The 19,003-nt window shown below is 72.2% G+C and carries 14 protein-coding genes; 7 read left to right on the forward strand and 7 right to left on the reverse strand.

Annotated features, from left to right (window positions below; translation table 11 throughout):
- Positions 1 to 7: 7 nt before the first annotated feature.
- On the reverse strand, positions 8 to 2,455 hold the full coding sequence (locus BL254_RS02205; RefSeq protein ID WP_076842378.1) for a hypothetical protein: 2,448 nt from the start codon (positions 2,453 to 2,455) through the stop codon (positions 8 to 10).
- 200 nt (positions 2,456 to 2,655) lie between these two features.
- On the opposite strand from BL254_RS02205, the gene BL254_RS02210 reads away from it, so the two are divergent.
- From BL254_RS02210 to BL254_RS02220, 3 genes are read left to right on the forward strand one after another with little or no spacing between them, the layout of a single operon-like run.
- Positions 2,656 to 2,874, forward strand: a complete 219-nt coding sequence (locus BL254_RS02210) for a helix-turn-helix domain-containing protein (protein ID WP_013875580.1) — start codon at positions 2,656 to 2,658, stop codon at positions 2,872 to 2,874.
- A gap of 38 nt (positions 2,875 to 2,912) precedes the next feature.
- Positions 2,913 to 3,560 (forward strand): hypothetical protein, encoded by a 648-nt coding sequence (locus BL254_RS02215; protein WP_254857729.1) that lies wholly within the window; start codon positions 2,913 to 2,915, stop codon positions 3,558 to 3,560.
- Positions 3,561 to 3,609: 49 nt separating this feature from the next.
- Positions 3,610 to 4,572, forward strand: coding sequence for an NlpC/P60 family protein (locus BL254_RS02220; RefSeq protein ID WP_076842380.1), 963 nt, complete (start codon positions 3,610 to 3,612; stop codon positions 4,570 to 4,572).
- 319 nt (positions 4,573 to 4,891) lie between these two features.
- On the opposite strand, the gene BL254_RS26740 is transcribed toward BL254_RS02220, so the two are convergent.
- The 4 genes from BL254_RS26740 to BL254_RS02235 all read right to left on the reverse strand — a co-directional run bounded on the left by BL254_RS26740 (position 4,892) and on the right by BL254_RS02235 (position 11,083).
- Complete coding sequence (locus BL254_RS26740; protein WP_175648265.1) at positions 4,892 to 5,050, reverse strand: hypothetical protein; 159 nt, start codon at positions 5,048 to 5,050, stop codon at positions 4,892 to 4,894.
- Positions 5,051 to 5,410: 360 nt separating this feature from the next.
- On the reverse strand, positions 5,411 to 7,966 hold the full coding sequence (locus BL254_RS02225) for a serine/threonine-protein kinase (RefSeq protein WP_076842381.1): 2,556 nt from the start codon (positions 7,964 to 7,966) through the stop codon (positions 5,411 to 5,413).
- 195 nt (positions 7,967 to 8,161) lie between these two features.
- Positions 8,162 to 10,687, reverse strand: coding sequence for a protein kinase domain-containing protein (locus BL254_RS02230; RefSeq protein WP_076842382.1), 2,526 nt, complete (start codon positions 10,685 to 10,687; stop codon positions 8,162 to 8,164).
- 192 nt (positions 10,688 to 10,879) lie between these two features.
- The gene (locus BL254_RS02235; RefSeq protein WP_047223569.1) at positions 10,880 to 11,083 is read right to left on the reverse strand and encodes a hypothetical protein; all 204 of its coding nucleotides are present in this window, start codon (positions 11,081 to 11,083) and stop codon (positions 10,880 to 10,882) included.
- Here BL254_RS02235 and pgi point away from each other — a divergent pair.
- Both pgi and BL254_RS02245 read left to right on the forward strand, forming a co-directional pair.
- Positions 11,073 to 12,794, forward strand: a complete 1,722-nt coding sequence (pgi, locus tag BL254_RS02240; RefSeq protein ID WP_076842384.1) for a glucose-6-phosphate isomerase — start codon at positions 11,073 to 11,075, stop codon at positions 12,792 to 12,794. The genes BL254_RS02235 and pgi overlap by 11 nt on opposite strands.
- A 257-nt stretch (positions 12,795 to 13,051) precedes the next feature.
- Complete coding sequence (locus tag BL254_RS02245) at positions 13,052 to 13,435, forward strand: STAS domain-containing protein (RefSeq protein WP_047223567.1); 384 nt, start codon at positions 13,052 to 13,054, stop codon at positions 13,433 to 13,435.
- Between the two features lie 112 nt (positions 13,436 to 13,547).
- On the opposite strand, the gene BL254_RS02250 is transcribed toward BL254_RS02245, so the two are convergent.
- Entirely contained in the window at positions 13,548 to 13,757 is a 210-nt protein-coding gene (locus tag BL254_RS02250; protein ID WP_131774138.1) for a hypothetical protein, read from the reverse strand.
- A gap of 330 nt (positions 13,758 to 14,087) precedes the next feature.
- On the opposite strand from BL254_RS02250, the gene BL254_RS02255 reads away from it, so the two are divergent.
- The gene (locus tag BL254_RS02255; protein ID WP_076842385.1) at positions 14,088 to 14,423 is read left to right on the forward strand and encodes a hypothetical protein; all 336 of its coding nucleotides are present in this window, start codon (positions 14,088 to 14,090) and stop codon (positions 14,421 to 14,423) included.
- A 211-nt stretch (positions 14,424 to 14,634) separates the two neighbouring features.
- Here BL254_RS02255 and BL254_RS02260 read toward each other — a convergent pair whose 3' ends face one another.
- Complete coding sequence (locus tag BL254_RS02260; RefSeq protein ID WP_076842386.1) at positions 14,635 to 17,871, reverse strand: adenylate/guanylate cyclase domain-containing protein; 3,237 nt, start codon at positions 17,869 to 17,871, stop codon at positions 14,635 to 14,637.
- 470 nt (positions 17,872 to 18,341) lie between these two features.
- Here BL254_RS02260 and BL254_RS02265 point away from each other — a divergent pair, with 470 nt between their 5' ends.
- Positions 18,342 to 18,824 carry a hypothetical protein gene (locus BL254_RS02265; protein WP_175648266.1) on the forward strand — a complete coding sequence of 161 codons (483 nt, stop codon included), beginning with the start codon at positions 18,342 to 18,344 and terminating at the stop codon, positions 18,822 to 18,824.
- Positions 18,825 to 19,003: the final 179 nt, after the last annotated feature.

Raw genomic sequence — 19,003 nt, forward strand, 5'->3', positions numbered from 1 at the left:
CGTCGGATCATACGCCGGGAATCAAGCCGCGATCTTCGGAGGCGGCGGCGGTGGCGATGGTTGTGTTGTCGCTCTCATTCCTCTCGGGTTCCGCACTGTCGGGATCATCGCAGGCGTCGATGACGGTCGCGGCCAGCCGGAGAAATGCCCGCCGGCTGCGCCACCGCACCCGGGAGAAGACGATCGGCGGGCGGCCGCCGGGCAGCGAGCCCGGGCGGTGCCGGGCAGCGCCGTGGGCATGGTCGGGCAGTTCGTCGTCAAGTCGTGTGTCATACGGGATGCGCACCAGCGCATCGACCCGCCGGGCCAGTTTGGCCGCGGCCGAGCGGGTCTGCGGTGACCACCGTCCGCGGCGGACCGACACCGCGGCTACGATCACCGCTGGTCGCGGGCCTGTGCTGTGGGCGCGCAGGGCGGCCGCCCCACGGATGGCGGCGGACGTTTCGGCCAGATCGCTGGGAAGCGCCGGCACGACCAGCAGGATCACGTCCGCGTCACCGAGTGTGATCGATGCGAACTTGCTGTCCCAGTCCAGCGGGGTGTCGACGAGCACCAGCGGGTACGTCTGTTCCAGGGTGCGCAGGCCGGCCGCGAGCACCTGCGGGGTGGGCGGGCCCGGTATGCCGGCTGCCACCAGCGGAGCCGGCTGCGTCCCGGTGTCGCTGGCGGGAGCCGCAACGGCGCTGCCGGGGGCGGGGGCCGCCGTCTCGCCCGGTGTGGCTCGCCCGGCGGGCTGGGGGGCGTCGGTGGGGCGGTAGGCGGGCAGGACGTCGAAGCCCGCGGTGGCCTGGGCCGGCGTGGCTGCCCCGACGGCGTCGCCGCCGATCAGCCAGCGGATCTCCCGGGGCGGTCGTGGGGTGCCGCCACGGCGGGCCCGGTAGGAGATCGCGTCCGCGACCAGATCACTGAGCGTCACAGATGGGCGCACGCCGACGCGTTCCGCGAGTGAGGCGCCGAACTCGACCTCCGCGTCGGAGTCGCCGGTGGCCGTGACGCGTTCCAGGTCACCGGAGATGTCGAGGGCGACCACGGGCTCGGCGCGGATGCCGGCCAGGGTCATCCCGAGCATCGCCGTGACGGTGGTGCGTCCCGAACCGCCGATCAGCGAGGTGACCGCGATCCGCCGGGAGCCTTCCAGCGGCGCGGCGACCCGGTCGGCGAGGGACTCCCGAATGGGGATCTCCTCCCAGGGCGCCAGCTCGGTGGCATCGTCCCAGGGCTCCTGCCAGGGCCACAGCTCACGTCCGCCGCGGGGGCCGCGGATCGCGGGAAGCAGCGCCGACCGCCGGCCGTGTCCCGCCGGGGTGGGGCCAGCGGGGTCGTTCGCCGACGGCGGGAGGGCTGGTGCCGAAGAGCCGACAGACGGCGACTGTTCGGAGGACGGCTGTGACGACGGGCTCGGTGTTCCAGTCGGTGTGACGGCCGAGGTGGTCGCTGGCCGCACCGGTGACTGGACGTCCGGCTGGGCGGCTGCCGGTGCCGGCGTCGGTACCGCTGGGACGGCCGCCATCCGGGGAGCGTGCGCGGACGGTCGCCCCGACGGGCGGGCCGTGGCGGCGGGACGACCGCCGGATCCGGTGCCGAACGGCCGTACGGACGGCGTGTGGTCGTCGCCCGGCGTGGGTTCCTCGGCGGCTGTCTCCCGGGTGGCCGGAGTGGATGTCTCGGCACCGTCCGTGGCCGGCGTGGCCCGCCCGGCAGGGGCGTCGGAGTGGTGGACGGCTCGCGGCCGGCCGTCACCGGCGCGGGTACCGGCTGGTCCGGCGGTGGGCGTACCGGTTGGCTCCGCCGCGGCGGGGACCGCTGGCGGGTGACCACCCGCGGCCGCCTCCACGGCGCCCGGCCGGCCGGCGCCGGCCCGCCGCTCCTCGGCTCCAGCCCCAGCCCCAGCCGCTCCAGCGCTCGCGGCGTCGTCCGCGGCCGCCGCGGGTTCCCCCGCCGGCCGCGGTGGGGGAACCTCGGCGGGACCGTCGGCTCCCGACGCCGCGGATGACGGCTCGACGGCCTCGGGAGCGTCCGACGCGTCGACCGTGACCGGGGCCGTGACGGCGGGGCTGGCAGCCGCGGGATCGGTGGCAGCCGAGACAGCCGGCCCCTCGGAGTCACCGGGGGTGACCGCTGGCGGTGTGGTGGTGCTCCCGGCGTCCTGCAGCAGGAACGCTTCGGCCTGACGCGGGTCGTCCGCGTCGGCGGAGGCGTGCCCGCCCGGATCATCGCGCGACCGGCGGCGCAGACGTCTGGTGATCCGTCCGGCCCGGGTGTCCGTACCTGGCTCGACAGCGGGGGAAGATCTTGGTGGTGACGGGCTGCCGCTGGTTGTGGTTCCGGCGGCGGGTACGTCATCACGGGTCGTCGAATCCGGCCGTGGACCCGCCCCGGGGAGGCGTGTACCGATCAGCGAGACGGGACGCGCGTCACCRTCATCGCCGTAGGGCTCCCGCGACACATCGGTCACGCGCTGTCGACCTCCGTGGTATTCTCCGGCTGGTTAGTGCCTGTTACTGCTGCTTACGGTTGCTTGGCTTGAACTTCGGACGGATCGATGTAACACGAGCAGTTCAAGTATGACAAGGCTCCTTTGGGGGTCGTCAGGGTGGCTTGGGTGGGTGTAACTTCCTGCGCCGGCGGTATGTGYTCGGAGAGGGAGGCCGTCACGTGGCACAGGAGGGCGTCTCGGTGGCGGCGTTCGCGGCGGGCAGGGATCCCGCGGACGATGACGTGCTGACGGTCGACGAGCTGGTCGCGTGGCTGCGGCTGTCGGAGAGCACGGTGCTCAGGCTGCTGTCCGAACGGGAGATCCCGGCTCGCAAGGTCGGCCACCAGTGGCGGATCCGCCGCGGCCGGGTCAGGGACTGGCTGGACGGCAGGGAGTGATCTTTTCCGGCATGTCGGTCGGGCGGACGCCTTCGCGGATGCTCGTACAGGGCGCGTCCAGGTTGTGCGTGCTGGTGGCGGCGGCGCCGGTGCTGCTGTGCGGTGTGTCGGCCTGTTCGGCCGTGCGTGACGTCGTGGCCCGGGCGAGCAGCGCCCCGACCGCGACCGGGCCACCGCCGGCCGCGAGCCAGCCACCTGGTCCGCCACTTGCCACCGCCTCACCGCTGGCCTCCGCCCCGCTCGACCCCCGTGATCCCGGAAGCGTCGTGGTGGACTGCTTCACCCGCTGGCAGTCCTACGACACCCGGGCCGACAGCGGGCCGGACGCCGGTCTGCTGCGCGCCCGCACCTGCATGACCCCGGACTTCTTCGCCCAGCTCGGCGGGGAACGGGCCGCCACCGCCACCGAGGAGCCGGCACGGGGCTGGCTGGAACTGCGGGAGCTGGGCAGCCGGTCCACCGTCGAGGTGCTCGCCACCTCGCCGCTCGGCGGTGTCGACAGCACCGCCAGCGGCCGGGTCGTGCTGCTGCTCAACGTCCGGCGCACGACCGTGAGCGACCGGGTCGGCGACCGCGTCGAGACGGTGTCGAACCCGGCGCTCACCCTGCTCCGCCAGACCGACGGCACCTGGCTGGTGGCCGGCGCGGACCTGGYGAACTCCTACGGCGACGCACCGGGCCGCTGACGCCGTGTCAGGGGGGAGCGCCCGCGCCCGTCGGCGCCGGCAACGATGGATGCTCTGGAGCGGGCTGGGGCTGGCCGGCAGCATCGCCGCGTTCGTCTTCGGTGTCACGGCCATCGTCGTGATCATTGCCGGCCCCTTCATCGGGAACGACGGTTCCGACGTGCGCCGGACGATCAGGAACGCCGCCGGCATCCCGCCGGAGTACCTGCCGATGATCATCGAGGCCGCGAACAACGCCGGTTGCGCCGAGGTGTCGCCGGCGGTGCTGGCCGCCCAGCTGCACCAGGAGTCCGGTTTCAACCCGTCCGCCCGCTCCGCTGTCGGCGCGATGGGTATCGCCCAGTTCATGCCCGGGACCTGGGCGGTCCACGGCCAGGGCGACGTGTGGAACCCGGCGGACGCCATTCCCGCCGCGGCCCGTTACGACTGTGCGGTGGCCGCGGCGACGGCGTCCGTTTCGGCGGATCCACGGGAGAAGATGCTCGCGGCCTACAACGCCGGGCCGGGCGCGGTGYTCGCCTACGCCGGTGTTCCGCCGTACCCGGAGACCCGTAACTACGTCCGGACCATCCTCGCCCAGGCACAGGTCTATGGCGACGTCATCGACGCCATGGTCGCGGGCACGGTGTCGGCGGCTGCGGTGGCCCCGGTGCTGGCGTTCATGGAGAGCCAGATCGGCAAGCCCTACGTGTGGGGCGCGACCGGCCCGGACGCCTGGGACTGCTCCTCGCTGGTGCAGGCGGCGTACCAGCGGATCGGGGTGTCGCTGCCGCGGGTCACCGTGGACCAGATGCGGGCGGGCCCGCTGGTGTCCGCCGTGGATCCGCAGCCCGGTGACCTGCTGTTCATCCCCGGGGCCGACGGCACCCCCGCGGCACCGGGCCACGTCGGCATGTACGTGGGGAACGGCCGGGTGATCGCGGCGAAGGGCGCCCGCTGGGGTGTGGTCGAGTCCGCCCTGTCGGACTGGACGTCGATCGTGGCAGTCACTCGCCCGCTGGCCGCCACCTGACCGGCTGCCGCCTGATCAGCTGTCACATGGCTGGCTGCCCCGTGGCTGGTCGCCAGGTAGGCCGCCATGTATGTCACATATACCGCCGCTACATATACCGCCGCTACGTGTGCCGCCACGGATGAGGTGGGTCCGCCGTGTCCGGGCGTGTCCGCGTGGGCGCCGCCGTTCGCCCGGGTATCCCGTACAGCCTCGGCCGCCCCCACGGGCATGGTCGGGGGAGCCCGCCGGCCTCGCGGTGGGAGCGGGGCGAACATCGAACATCAATGATCATTGCGTCACGGTTCATACGCTGCCCCGTCCGATCCCGTTCGGCGTCTCATGCGACCTCGGTGACGAAATGGGACAGGCCTTCCGCGGCGTCCCCGAGCACGATGACCGCCGAGCGGACCACATAAGCGGCATCACTGGGCGTGTTCGCCAGGTAAAAGATCAGCAGTGCAAGCAGGGACAGGTGCGTCAGCTTCTTCACGGTCATGTCGAACCTCGCGGGAGACGGGGTGGACAGGCGCCGTCCACGCTCTCCGGAGCCTCCCGCCGTCCACGGTCGCCGACATGTTGACCGCTCGTTTGCGTAATCAGATAACGACTCTGGGTGTCATCTGTCCGGGAAGCAGGGCAGGTGGCGCCGTTGACGGCCACGATGCCGAACGTCCCGTCATCGCTCGACGCCGGTAGGAATCGCGCTGTCCACAAGCGGCCCGGTGCGCCCGCACAGCCGGGAGCGGGCACACCGATATGAGGCGGTGGGGGACGGTGTGGGGCCGGCCGGAACAAGGCTGGCGGGGCAGGCCGCGGTGGCGGCCGGCGCGGTATGCGTCGGTGGTGTCCGGTGGTGTCAGGAGGGTTTGAGGATGGTGGATATGAGGCCGTCCGGCCCGACCCGGCGGACGATCCCGCCGTACTGGGCGATGTAGACCGCGCCGGTGCCGTCGACGGCGATCCCGGTCGGCGCGTAGACTCGGGCCTCCCGTGCGTCTCCGCCGTCCCCGGGCTCGGTGGCGGTACGCGACCCGGCGAAGGTGCTGATCACTCCGGTGGCCGCGTCCACCAGCCGGATCACGTTGTTCGAGTAGTCGGCGATGTAGAGATCACCGTTCGGCGCGAGTGCGATCCCGTCGGGATCGCCGAGCGTCACCGCGGTTGCCGGGGAGCCGTCCCCGGCGCTGCCGACCGGCGGCGGTGAGGCAGTCGGCGTGGGCGACGCCGTGCCCGCCGTGCCGGCCGCTGGCGGTGCCGTGCCGGCGAAACGGGAGATGACGCCCTTCGGAGTGATCTTTCGGACCGTTTCCGCCTCTCCGTCGAGGATGTAGATGCTGCCGTCCCTGGCGATGACGACGTCCGTCGGAACGCTCAACAGGGCGTCGGCGGCCGGGCCGTTGTCACCCGACGTTCCGCTGGTCGACGAGCCCGCGACCGCGGCGATCCTCCCGGTGGCGACTGTGACCTTCCGTACCCGGGTGCCTTCGGAAAAGAGGACGTCGCCGTTGTCGTCGACCGCGATCCCGCGTGGTTGCGACAGTTCCGCGGCGGTTGCGGCCCCGTTGTTTCCCGTGAATCCGTCCAGCTCGGGGCCGCTGCCGGCGACCACGGAGATGCCGCCGTCCCTGGTGATCCTGAAGATCTGGCCGTCGGAGGTGCTGGTGGCGACGTAGATCACGCCGGTGGTGTCGACCGCCACGCTGCCCGGTGAGGCCAGGACCCTCCGGCGGGCGTCGGTGTCGGCCGTGGGCTGTGCGCTCGCCCCGGCCGTCGGCCTCGGTGACGGCGGGCGGGAACCAGCCAGCCACTCGACGGTCCCGGTCGGGCTGAGCGTCAGCACACGGCCAGCGCTGCCGTCCGACACGACGATGGTCCCGTCCGCGCCGACGGCGATGCCGTTCACCGACGAGAGAGCACCTGCGATGGCGGGGCCGCTGTACGCGGCCCGGCCCGGCCGCGGGCTGGAACCGCCGCGCGAGACCGTGACCAGCACGACGGCGATCAGGACGAGCACCAGGACACCGGCGCCGATCCGGTTGCGCCGCGGCCCGAACAGGGCAGCCACACGCCGTGCCCCCGAACCGCGTGCCCCCGAACCGTGCGCCTCGGGGTACTCCAGCCCGCGCTCGCCACCGCCAGCCGGCCAGCCGTCCAGTGGCCCGGGAGGTGGGGTCCGGGTGGGAGCCGTGAACGAGTTGGACGGCCGGCCGTCCGGCGGTTCCGGGCTCGGGCCTCCCCGAGGCTGTCCGGCCGGCTGCCAGGCAGCCCGGGCCGGTACCCGGCCGTCCGGCCACCCGGCCGCCGGATCCGCTGCCGAGACAGGTGGGGAGTCCGGGGTGACCAGCCGAGTCGTGTCGCCGTCCGTACCCGTGTCCGTGCCAGCGGCCGCGCCGGACGCGGACCACCACGGCCGGGTCGTCGCCGGTCGAGACTGCGCCGGTGACCGGGGCGTGGCCACCGCGTCACCTCGAGCCGCCGCGGTGACGGCGTCCGGCAGGCTGGTGGGTACCCTGCTGGCGGTCAGCCAGCCGGGGCCATAGGCGCTGGCCGCGGCCCGCGCCAGATCGATGGCGAACTCCTGGGCGGAGGAGTGCCGGGCGGGCGGGCTCTTCTCCAGCGCGCGCCCGATCACGGCGGCGACCGGCTCCGGGGCCTCCGTCAGCTGTGCGGGAGGCACGTTGAGGTGGTGGTGGAGCATCGCCGGGACACTCAGGTGCCGCTCGAACGGAGGTCGGCCGGCCAGCAACTCGTAGAGGACGAGCCCGAGGGCGTACAGGTCCGTCGCCGGGCTGAGCCGGTCACCGCTGATCTGCTCCGGCGCCATGTAACGCGGCGTGCCCACCAGCCCGGTGGTGGTGGTCGCCGTGGCCTCGAGGATCTTGGCGATGCCGAAGTCGGTCACCTTGGGCAGGCCAGCGTCGGTGAACAGCAGGTTGTCCGGCTTGACGTCCCGGTGCAGGACGCCGCGGGCGTGCGCGGCGGCCAGCGCGGTGGCGGCCGACAGCCCGATCGCGCAGGCCGCCGGCTGGTTCGACCCGCCGGGCCCGCCAGGCTCGGAAGGCCCGGTGCCGCGCCGCTGCCGGCCGTCCGGGCCGGTGGCGAACCGCTGGCGCAGGCTGCCGCCGGTCAGTTTCTCCATCACCAGCAGGCACAGGCCACCGCGTTCCACATAGTCGTAGACCCGGACGACATGGGGATGGTCGAACCCGGCGAGCAGCCGCGCCTCCACCAGGAACCGCTCGCGGACCTCCTCGGCCCCGCCGTCCTCCTCGGGCAGCACCTTGACGGCGACATCACGCTGGATCAGTTTGTGCCGGCCGGCGAAGACCACGCCGAAGCCCCCGCGGCCGAGCTCGTCACCGACGTCGTAGTCCGGTAACGCGGCCGCTACCCGTGCGCGGTCGACTGCCATGTCGTGGTCCTACTCGATTCCTCGGGGTCGCCGGCGCGCGGGAAACAGGGAAGCGAACGAAGTACACAAGCGAACGAAGTKCCTGAAGTGTACGAAGTGTGTGGAGCGCACATGGTGACACCACCGTCGGCCGCCAGCTGCCCGGATGGCCGGCGACACGCGGTAAGAAGCATGATCCGACGGTTCCCGGCCGGTCTACCCGGCCTGGGCAACGGTCGTGATGATGCCGGTGGTGCTGACGCGCCGGACGCGGTCGTTCTTGTCGTCGGCGATGTAGAGGTTGCCGGCGCCGTCGACGGTGACGCCGGTCGGGCTGGACAGCTGCGCCCGGATCGCCGCCGCGCCGTCCCCGGCCGAGCCCGCAGTCCCGTTGCCGGCGACAGTGGTGATCACGCCGTTGGTGGCCACCCGCCGGATGCGCTCGTTGCTGTAGTCGGCGATGTAGAGGACGCCGTCCGGGCTGAGGGCGACGCTGGGGACGCGCAGCTGGGCCGCGGTGGCCGGGCCGCCGTCCCCGCCGTAGCCGGAGGTGCCGTTCCCGGCGACGGTCGTGATGACGCCGTTGGGGCTGACCTTGCGGATCCGCGCGTTGCCGAGCTCGGATATGTAGAGGGTGCCGTCGGCGGCCACTGCCAGGTTGTTGGGATTTTTGATCTGGGCCTGGAGGGCCGGGCCGCCGTCGCCGGAGAAGCCGGCCGTGCCGGTGCCGGCGATCGTCGTGATGATTCCCAGCGGGTCGATCTTCCGGATGCGCTGGTTCTCGTAGTCGGAGATGTAGATCGAGCCGTCTGTGGCGACCGCCAGCCCGTAGGGCTCGTTGAGCTGGGCCGCCGTGGCCGGGGCGCCGTCGCCGGAGAAGCCGGCGGTGCCGGTGCCGGCGATCGTCGTGATGATTCCCAGCGGGTCGATCTTCCGGATGCGGTGGTTGTGCGAGTCGCTGATGTAGACGTTGCCGTCCGAGTCGACGGCCGTCGTGGCCGGGCTGTTCAGCTCCGCCTGGGTGGCCGGGCCGCCRTCGCCGCCGAAGCCCGCGTTGCCGGTGCCGGTGCCGGCGACGGTGACCACGGTCCCGTCCGGCTGGATCTTACGTACCTGGTGGCTGGTCCAGTCGGTGATGTAGAGCGCGCCCGCCCGGTCGATCGTGACGTCGTACGCGTCCAGGTCGGGCAGGGTCAGCGCCGTGCCCGAGTAGGCGGTGCCCGGCACGAACAGCGCGGAGTGGGCCGGAGTGCCCCCGCCTCTGGTCACCACCAGCGTGATACCGACGCTCAGCGCGGCGACCACCGTGAACACGACGCCTGTGATCAACCACATCCGACGGCGGGACGGCCGCCGCTGCCCTGCCGGCCATCCCGGGCCGGGTACCGCGGGTGGCTGCGCGCCCGCGGGCACCCGTCCGTCCTGCGGCCCGGAGGGCCCGCCGCCGGGAGCGAACGGGTTGGGCTGCCACCAGTCCGTACCGGACCGGCCCGGCGGCGGTCCACCGGCCGGCTGGGCCGGCGGCGGGTACCCGGCTGGCGGCACCCAGTGGGGGGCCTGGGGTCCGGGGGCGGCCCGGCCGTCGTACGGAGGCGGATACGCCTGCGCCGCCTGGGGCTGCTGCGGCCCGGACCATCCCGGTTGCGGCTGCGGCCATCCCGGCTGTGGTTGTGCCTGTGGCCCGGACCATCCTGGCTGCGGCTGCGGCTGCGGCTGCGGCTGCGGCTGCGGCTGCGGCTGCGCGCCAGCCGGCCACGGCCGCGGCGGCTGCTGGGGCCCGGATCCCGGCGTTGCGGGCTGTCGGGGCTGTGCCTGGGCACCCTGAGCGGACGGATTCGACCCGGACACCTGACCCAGCGCCGCGTGCCGCACCTCGTCGTCCACCCGCACCTTGATGCCGCTGCGGGTGAGCCAGCTCGGACCGAACGAGCCCGCGGCGGCCTGGGCGAGATCAAGGGCGAATTCGGTGGCGCCGCCGAAGCGGGCGGCGGGTTCCTTGGCCAGCACGCGCATGATGACCGCGTTGATGGCGGCGGGTATGCCCTCGAGCGGAAGCGGGGTGACGTTGAGATGGTGGTTGACGAGCTCGCCCACGGACAGGGAACGGCCGAAAAGAGGCCGTTGAGCGAGTAATTCGTAGAGCACCCCGCCGAGCGCGTAGAGATCGGTGGAGGCGTGCAGCCGCCCTCCGGTGATCTGCTCGGGGGCCATGTAACGCGGCGTCCCGAGAATCCCGCTGGCGGTCGTCTCGGTGCCCTCGAAAATCTTCGCGACGCCGAAGTCGGTGACCTTCAGCAGCCCGTCGGAGGCGAACATCATGTTGTCGGGCTTGATGTCCCGGTGCAGGACGTTGTGGGCGTGCGCGGCCTGCAGCGCCGCCGCGGCCGCCAGGCCCAGCGCGCAGGTGGCCTCCGGGGAGATCGGGCCGGTCGCCAGCCGCTGGCGCAGGGTGCCGCCGGGGAGCAGTTCCATGACGAGCAGACAGCTGCCCCGATGCTCGATGTAGTCATGGATGCGCACGATGTGCGGGTGGTCGAGTTCGGCCAGGACGCGGGCCTCGGCGAGGAAGCGGGCCCGCAAGTCCGCGTCGTTGGCCGTGTCGAGCAGCACCTTGATCGCGACGTTGCGGCCGATCAGCCGATGACGGCCGCCGAGGACCAGCCCGTAGCCACCGCGGCCGAGTTCGCCTTCGACCTGGTAGCCGGGGAGAGCGGCCTCCACCAGCGAGCGATCAATCAACAAAGGTCAGTTCCGTCCGCCACCGTATGGACAGCCATTCCCGCATCCGTGTCGGAGCCGCAAAACAGTCGTGAGTGTACGACCGTCACCGTCCGCCGATCCCGTCGCGGGTCACAACCGACGCTGACAGATGGGTGACACAGATCATAGCCAGTGACAGCCGGTCACGTTCATGATCTATTCGCATTCACAGTGTCACATCGACTGGTGGGCGGCCTGTGCCGGTTCCCGGCGGTACCGCGCCGTCGCGGCGGCCCGCCGGGTGACGCGCGCGGTGACCTGCTGGGCATGCGGTGACGTGGACCCGGCGCGGGGGCATGCAGCATCGTGGGCATGTCGCAGCCGCGCCCGCGCCCGCAGCCGTCCAACCGGGAGGTTCCCGAAGATCATGTCGTCCATCGAGCCGTCCCCTGGTGCTGTCCAGCACGATTCCCTGATAACCGGCACGCCGGAATGGGCGGCGCTCGAGAAGCACCACGCTGAGCTTGCCGGTGTCCATCTGCGCGGCCTGTTCGACGACGACCCGCGTCGGGGCGAGACGTTCACCGCGGCGGCCGACGGCCTCCACCTCGACTTCTCCAAGAACAGAATCACCGCCCGGACGGTGGAGCTGCTGGTCGCCCTGGCCGAACGGGCCCGGCTGCGGGAGCAGATCGAAGCCATGTTCACCGGCCAGCGGATCAACACGACCGAGGGCAGGGCGGTGCTCCATGTCGCGCTGCGCGCCCCCGCGGACGCCGTCATCGAGGTGGACGGCGTGAACGTGGTGCCCGCGGTGCACGCCGTGCTCCAGCGGATGTCCGCGTTCGCCGACAAGGTCCGTTCCGGGGTCTGGCGGGGCGCCACCGGAAAGCACATCCGGACGGTCGTGAACATCGGGATCGGCGGCTCGGACCTCGGCCCGGCCATGGCGTACGACGCGCTGCTGGACTACTCCGACCGGTCGATACGGTTCCGCTTCGTCTCCAACGTCGACGGCACCGACATCTGGGAGGYGACCCACGACCTCGACCCGGCCGAGACGCTGTTCGTCGTCTCGTCCAAGACGTTCACCACCCTGGAGACGCTCGCGAACGCCCGCACCGCCCGCGCCTGGGTGACCGACGCGCTCGGGCCGGACGCCGTCCCGTTCCACTTCGTGGCGGTGTCGACGAACACGGCGGAGGTGACCGGGTTCGGTATCGACAGCGCCAACATGTTCGAGTTCTGGGACTGGGTCGGTGGGCGGTACTCGGTGGACTCCGCGATCGGCCTCTCCCTGATGCTGGCGATCGGGCCGGAGCACTTCCGTGACCTGCTCGCCGGGTTCCACGCGATGGACGTCCACTTCCGGACGGCTCCGTTCGACCGGAACCTGCCGGTGCTGCTGGGGCTGCTCGGCCTGTGGTACCGGGACTTCTTCGGCGCGCAGACCCATGCCGTGCTGCCCTACAGCCACTATCTGGGACGGTTCCCGGCATACCTTCAGCAGCTCGACATGGAGAGYAACGGCAAGTCCGTGGACCGCTCCGGCCGGCCGGTGTCCRCGCCCACCGGCCCGGTGGTGTGGGGCACGCCCGGGACCAACGGCCAGCACGCCTACTTCCAGCTCATCCACCAGGGCACCGCGCTGGTCCCGGCCGACTTCATCGGCTTCGTCCACCCGAACCACGACGTGCGGACAGGTCGGGGCGGGGGGACGGACCACCACGTCCTGCTGATGGCGAACTTCTTCGCCCAGACCGAGGCGCTCGCCTTCGGCCGCAGCGCCGAACAGGTCGCCGCCGAAGGGGTCGACCCCGCCCTCGTCCCGCACCGGACGTTCCCGGGGAACCGGCCGACCAACACGATTCTCGCGGACCGGCTGACGCCGTTCACCCTCGGCCAGCTCATCGCCCTGTACGAGCACAAGGTCTTCACCCAGGGCGTGCTCTGGGACATCAACAGTTTCGACCAGTGGGGGGTGGAGCTCGGCAAACTGCTGGCACAGCGCATCATTCCGGAACTGTCGGCGGATACCACGGACGGTGACGATCTCGCCGAGGCCGCCGATGCCGGACGGCTGGCCCACGACAGTTCCACCAACAGCCTCATTCGCCGCTTTCGCGAGGCCCGACGCGCCCCGCGGTGACCCCGGTGCCGGCCCGCGGCGCTGGCCTGGTGACCGTCAGGACCCGCCCGCTGGCCGCCCGGCAGCTCCCACCGGGCCCGCGCCCCGTGGGAGTCGGAATCTTTGGTCACGCTCGGTAGTATCGTTGTGTCGAGTGTGTGTATCTCGTGGCTCGGGGAAAGACCACGGCTGTTGACGATTCTCATCCGGTCTCATCCGGAGGTGTGGCAACGGGTGACAGTGGCGGGGAACCGGCGGTATCACCGGGGGGCAAAAGCATGCAGGTGCAGGCCGGTCGGCTGCGGATGTCGGTGACGCAGTCCGAGTGCGAAGTGATCATCGTACTCGACGGCGAGCTCGACACCCGTGGCCGGTTGCGATTCCGTCAGCAGATCCACGAGCTGCTCGGCCGTGGCGGCACCGACGTGGTGGTGGACGTCGATGGTCTGAGCGCCATTGACATCGCGGGGATGGCCGCGCTCCTGCGGGCCGACCTGCTGTTGCGCGGGGTCCACTCGACCGTGCGGATCCGGGGGGCGTCCCCGGCGTTCATGGCGTTGTTGCGTTCCACCGGCCTGACCGGCCGGCTGCAGGTCGAGCCCGGGCCGCGACGGCCGGCCACCGGGACGCCCAGAGCCACCGCCACCAGCTCCGCGCGCTGATCAGCCCGCGGCCCGTCAGCGGCTCCGCGCCACGCTGACCGGCGTCATCTTTTCCACGCATCCTTCTCACCAGCCCCGGCGCATGCCGGGGCTGGTGACGTCGGGCTGTCGGTCAGGGGCGGACGGCGTGTCGGGACACGATCAGCCGCAGAAGCCGGGCCGGGGGCGGTCCGGTCTCCTCAACCACCCCGACGCAGGTGTCGTCCAGGTCCGGGACGGCCCGCAGCGCCGGCCGTCGCACCCGTTCGATCATTTGTTCCACCCGCTGCATGGCCAGCATGCCGACCATCAGCAGGAGTGGAAATCCCAGTACAACCGCCACCGATCCGGCCACCGTGCCCCCCGGCCTTCGTCGACAACACGGAAAGTTCTGATCTAATCCCTTTCCGTTATCTCGCCATCGGTTTTACCCATGGTCGCAGGGCATTCACTTCCTGCCGCCGACTTCGTACATAGGGGGTGAGTGACGCCGCGGACGCCGGACGGCGGCGGCTGACGGCGGTATCATTACCGGGCCCAGCCGGGCGCCGACTGTAAAGCGGTGCCTGTCACCATGTCTGTCATGCCGAGGTCCGCCGTGACGCAGTCGGCCGGCTCGGGGGGCCCGCCGCTAAGCGGGCCCCGCAACAGGCCCTGGCCGGTTGGACGGGCCATGCCAAGCGACGCCGAGCTGTGGACGCGGACGCGGATGCTGATCGAGCAGATCGAGGTCGCCCAGGCGGAGATCGTCCTGCACCGAGCGGCCTACGAGCGAGCCAGCGAGGAGGAGGCGGCCGACCGCCCGTGGCTGCGCAGCCCGGTGGAACGTCTCACGATCGCCCGGATCGCCCGTGCGCTGGCCGCGGAGCTGGCCGCGGTGGAACGCTTCCGGGTGTGGGCCGAGGAGCTCTACTACCTGCAGGAAGAGGCCCGTGCCCGCGGGCACGGGGCCACGCCCGGCAGCCCGGACGACCCGGCAGGCGGTGGCCGGCGGCCGGCGGGGTTCTAGAACCGCCCGCGACCAGATGAGCGAGCGGACGGACGGACCGCCAGGGGCCGGCCGGCTGAACGGCCGGGGGACCGGGCCCGGACAGACGGGCCGGGCCTCAGGTGGCGGCAGCGACAGCGGCGGAGGTGGGCGAAGGCCTCAGACCGAAGGGCCCGGCAGGCAGAGGCRCCAGCGGCCGGCAAAGGCAGAGGAGGCCCTCCGGACGGGGCCCTCAGACGGAGGCGGTGAGGTTCTCCGACAGTCGGCGGGCCTGCGCCGCCCCGGTGAGATTGCCCTTCTTCTCGTAGCAGGCGACCGCGGCGTCGACCTTCGGCCGGACCAGGTCGGTCTGCCCGGTCCGGTGGAGCACCWCGGCGTAGGTCAGCCAGGCCTGCGCCTGCCCGTCCCAGTCGTCGGTCCGGCCGGCGAGATCGCAGGCGGCCTCGGCGAACCGCACGGCCTCGACCTCCCGGTCCCGGCCCCGCATCGCGAGCAGCTTGGCGTGCACCCCGCACCAGCCCGCCTGAGCGGGCACCTGGTCGCCGGCGGCGGCGTCGCGGGAGCGCGACACGTAGGTGGCTGCCTCGTCCAGGCGCCCGAGCTTGACCAGGACGTCGGCGAGGGCCGCGGCGCGGGTGGCCAGATGTGCGCGCTCGCCCATCCGGGCCAGCCGGCGGCAGCTGCGCCGCAGCTCGTGCTCGGCCGTGTCGAGGTCGTCGGTGAGCAGGGCGATCCGGGCGACGACGAAACCCCCGTACAGCGGGTCCCCGCGGGGGCTGCGCACGTCCCAGTCGATCGCTTCGGCCCTGATCAGGTGCTCCATGCCGGCGTCGACGTCCCCGGCCATCGTGTGCAGCAGCGCCAGTTGGGCGAGCAGGGACCGGCGCAGGCCGCGGTCGTCGCCGACACCGGCCAGCGCCCGCTGCGCGCGTTCGATCGACTCGCCGACCGGCCGGGGGGCCAGGCTGAGCAGGTGGACGAGGTCCCGTCTGGTCGTCTGGGCGTCGCGCAGCACCCCGGACTCCTCGGCGTGCCGGACGGCGGCCTGCATCGCCCGTTCCGCCAGGGCGTAGCAGCCGGCCGCCATGTAGGCGGCGGCCTGGCCACGGCAGGCGAGCGCGGCGCCGACCTCGTCCCCGCTCTGCACGAAGATCGGTAATGCCCGGGTCGCCTCGCCGAGGGTTTCGGCGACCAGTCCCTCCGGGCTGGTGGCGAACATCAGCCGCAGATGGGCGAGGCGGGCGTGGGCGCGCAGGCCCGCCTCGCCGATCCGGGTGGCCCGGTCGGTTGCCTGGCGCAGCATGCGTTCGGCGTCGCTGAAGCGGCCGAAGGAGTACAGCGCCCAGCCAAGGTCGATCTCGGCGCGTATTCGCAGCGGGTCTGTCACTGGAAGTAGTTTGACCGCCCGCTTGAGAAGCCCGGCCGCCCCCGTCTCGTCGCCCTGGCGGACCCGGTCGGCGGCCTCGATCAGGCAGGTGGCGGCCTGCCGTCCCAGCTCCTCGGTCTCGGCGTCACGCAGCCCGAGCTCGACCCGGTACCGGTAGGCCTGCTCCAGGTGATAGCCGACGAGCTCGTCGTGCTCACCGGGCCGCCCGGCCATCCGGGTCTGCAGCCAGCTCGCGTATCCCTGGTGCAGGTCCGCCCGCTGCCGCTTCGACGTCGCCTGGTAGGCGCTGTCACGCAGCAGGACGTGCAGGAACCGGAACGCCTCCACCCCGGGCAGGTCCGACCGGTCGGGATGGACGAGCTCCTTGCGGACCAGCGACAGGCAGTGCTCGGCGACCGCCGCCCGGTCCGCCGGGGCGGACAGCTCCACCACCGCGTCCAGGTAGAAACGCTGGCCGACCACGGCGGCGCGCTCCAGGACCCGCCGTTCGTGGATGTTGAGCCGGTCGAGCCGGGCGGCGAGCAGCGCGGAGATCGTCGGGGCGACCTGGACCGAGCCCAGGTTGCCGGTGGCGATCCAGCGGTCGCCCTCGCGGCGCAGCAGCCCGTCGTCGACGAGGGCCGCCAGCGTCTGCTCGACGAACAGCGGGTTGCCCGCGGCCGAGTCGGTGATGCGCGCGACCAGCGCCGGGTCGAGGTCGTTCGAGCCCATCAGGGTGCGGATCAGGCGCTGGCAGCGCTCCTCGCTCAGCGGCTGCAGCAGCATGGACGTGGCGTTGAGCTTGCCGCCGCCCCACGTCCGGCGTTCCTCGAGCAGCTCCGGCCTGGCCAGGCACAGCAGCAGGATCGGCGCTTCCCGGGACCAGTCGGCGACGTGTTCGATCAGGTCCAGCAGGGTCGGCTCGGCCCAGTGCACGTCGTCGAACCAGACGATCAGCGGACGTTTCTCGGCGAGCGCGGCGAGGAAGGTCCGTACCGCCCAGAAGCTCTCCTGCGCGCCGACCTCGGCGCCGCCGAGCCCGACCAGGGGCGCCAGCCCGTCCACCACGGCGGCGGCGTCCCCGGTGACGCCGCTGGTGACGTTACCGACATCCTCCAGCAGCTCGCGCAGGCGGCGGCGGCCCTCGGGCGCGCTCTCGTCGGCGGACATCCCGGTCGCCTGCCGGACCATCTCCATCAGCGGCCAGTAGGTGATGCCCTCGCCATAGGACAGGCAACGCCCGGYGAGCACCGTCGCCCGCGACGCCGCCGCCTCGCAGAACTCCCGGACCATCCGGGACTTCCCGATACCGGCCGGGCCGAGCAGGGTGAACAGGTGGCAGGTGCGTTCCTCGATCACCTGCTCGAGGGCGTCGTCGAGGCGGCGGCGTTCCCGGTCCCGGCCGATCACGGGGGCGGCGAAGCCCTCGGGCGCGAACCGCGCCCCCGGCCCGATCCCGGGGTGGGCCAGGTCGATCAGACGGTGGGCCCGCAGCGGTGCCTTCTTGCCCTGGACGACCAGCGGCCCGACCGGTTCGGCGCGCACGTGCGGCCGGATCAGCCGCAGGGTGGCGTCCGCGATGAAGATCTGGCCGGGGGTGGCGGCCTCCTCCAGCCGGGACGCGACGTTGACGGCGTCCCCGGTGATGCCGCCGCCCGTCCCCGGCCCGCCGACGGTGACCTCGCCGGTGTTGATGCCGATGCGGATGCGGAAGCGGAACCCCCAGTCACGTTCCAGGTCGGCGTTGAGCACGTCCATGCTGGCGCGGATCCCGCATGCGGCGCGGGCGGCCCGCAGCGCGTCGTCCTCGTGCAGGACGGGGATGCCGAAGACGGCGAACACGGCGTCCCCGATGAACTTCTCGACGCTGCCCCCGTGCGAGGAGATCACCTCGCGGGCGGCGCTGAAGAACCGCCACATGACCTGTTGCAGCGGCTCGGAGTCGATCTGCTCACCGATGGCCGTGTAGCCGGTGACGTCGCAGAACAGGATCGTGACGGTCTTGCGGGCGCCGATCCCGAACGTGGGCTGGGGAGTACCACAGGAGAAGCAGAAGCGTGCTTCCTCCTGATTGGCCTTTCCGCATGTCGGGCAGGCGACCATGTGCCGGATCGTAGGCCGGAGAACCGTCGTACGGGACAGGATGGCGATGTCAGTCGTTTCCGGTGATCGTGATCTGTCCCACAGTGGCAAGGGATGCGTCCCGACCCGGTCACGCCTGGTTCATGCTAGTCGGGAATCCCGGCCGGCGCCCGCCGGATCGATCGTGTTTCCCGTCCGCCGCCGTGCCCTGCCGGCCGATGCTCAGGCCATCTCCGGTTCATCCCCTGTCCATCTCCGATCGATCGTTGGTCGATCGTCGACCGCGGGCGGCGCCCGGCCGGCCACCCGCATCAACCAACATCCGGCTGACACGGCCTAAGCTGGACGGTGTGGCGGCTGGACATGCAGGACACGGGTGTCTATGGGCCAATGCCGCAACCCGTGCCCGAAGCGTGGCAGGTGCCGTCGCGGCGGTCGGGCTGACGGCGCTCCTGYTGGCCGGCTGCGGGTCGTCCGGGAGCGACATCGAAATGTCCGCGCCACGGGCCTCGGCCACGGGCTCCCCGGGCGGGCCGAGTGAGCGCTCCGGGCCGCCGCCGGCCGCGACCGGCAGGACGGACACCGCATCCCCGGGCACGCAGGCCGCCCCGGGCACGCAGGCATCTCCGGGAGCGTCCGATCCCGCCGCGCCGGGCGACGTCCCCGACACCCTGCTGGATCCTGACTCGTCGTACTGGCCGCCCGCGGTGTTCGTGGGCCAGCCGTGCGTACCCGCACGCGACATCGCCCCACGACAGGCCATCAACGGGCTGATCCTGTACTGCCAGCAGACGGACCCGGGCCAGCCGCGCTGGGGGCTGGCCAGCCCGCCGCCGCCCGACCCGGCCGCTCCCGTGCCGAACGCCGAATGCACCGTCACCGACACCGGCCAGGTTGTCCAGGGGGCCAACGGGCGTCCCGTGATCTGCCTGCGCGATCCCGACGGCAACCTGCGCTGGGGGGACGTCTCGTAGGCCGTCTCCGGCGGATCGTCGTCCACCCCGGGCGAGTACGTATCCGGGACGGTTTTCCAGGTGGCCGGCCGGGTCTCGGAAGCCGCGGTGAAGGAACCGCGGCGGAATCCGGGCACGGGAGAAGAACGATCGTTTTCTCCGGTGATGGCGCGGGAGCCTTCCCGTCGCGGAGTCAGGCG

Origin of the sequence: Protofrankia sp. BMG5.30 (genome assembly GCF_001983005.1) — a bacterium.
Lineage (GTDB): Bacteria > Actinomycetota > Actinomycetes > Frankiales > Frankiaceae > Protofrankia > Protofrankia coriariae.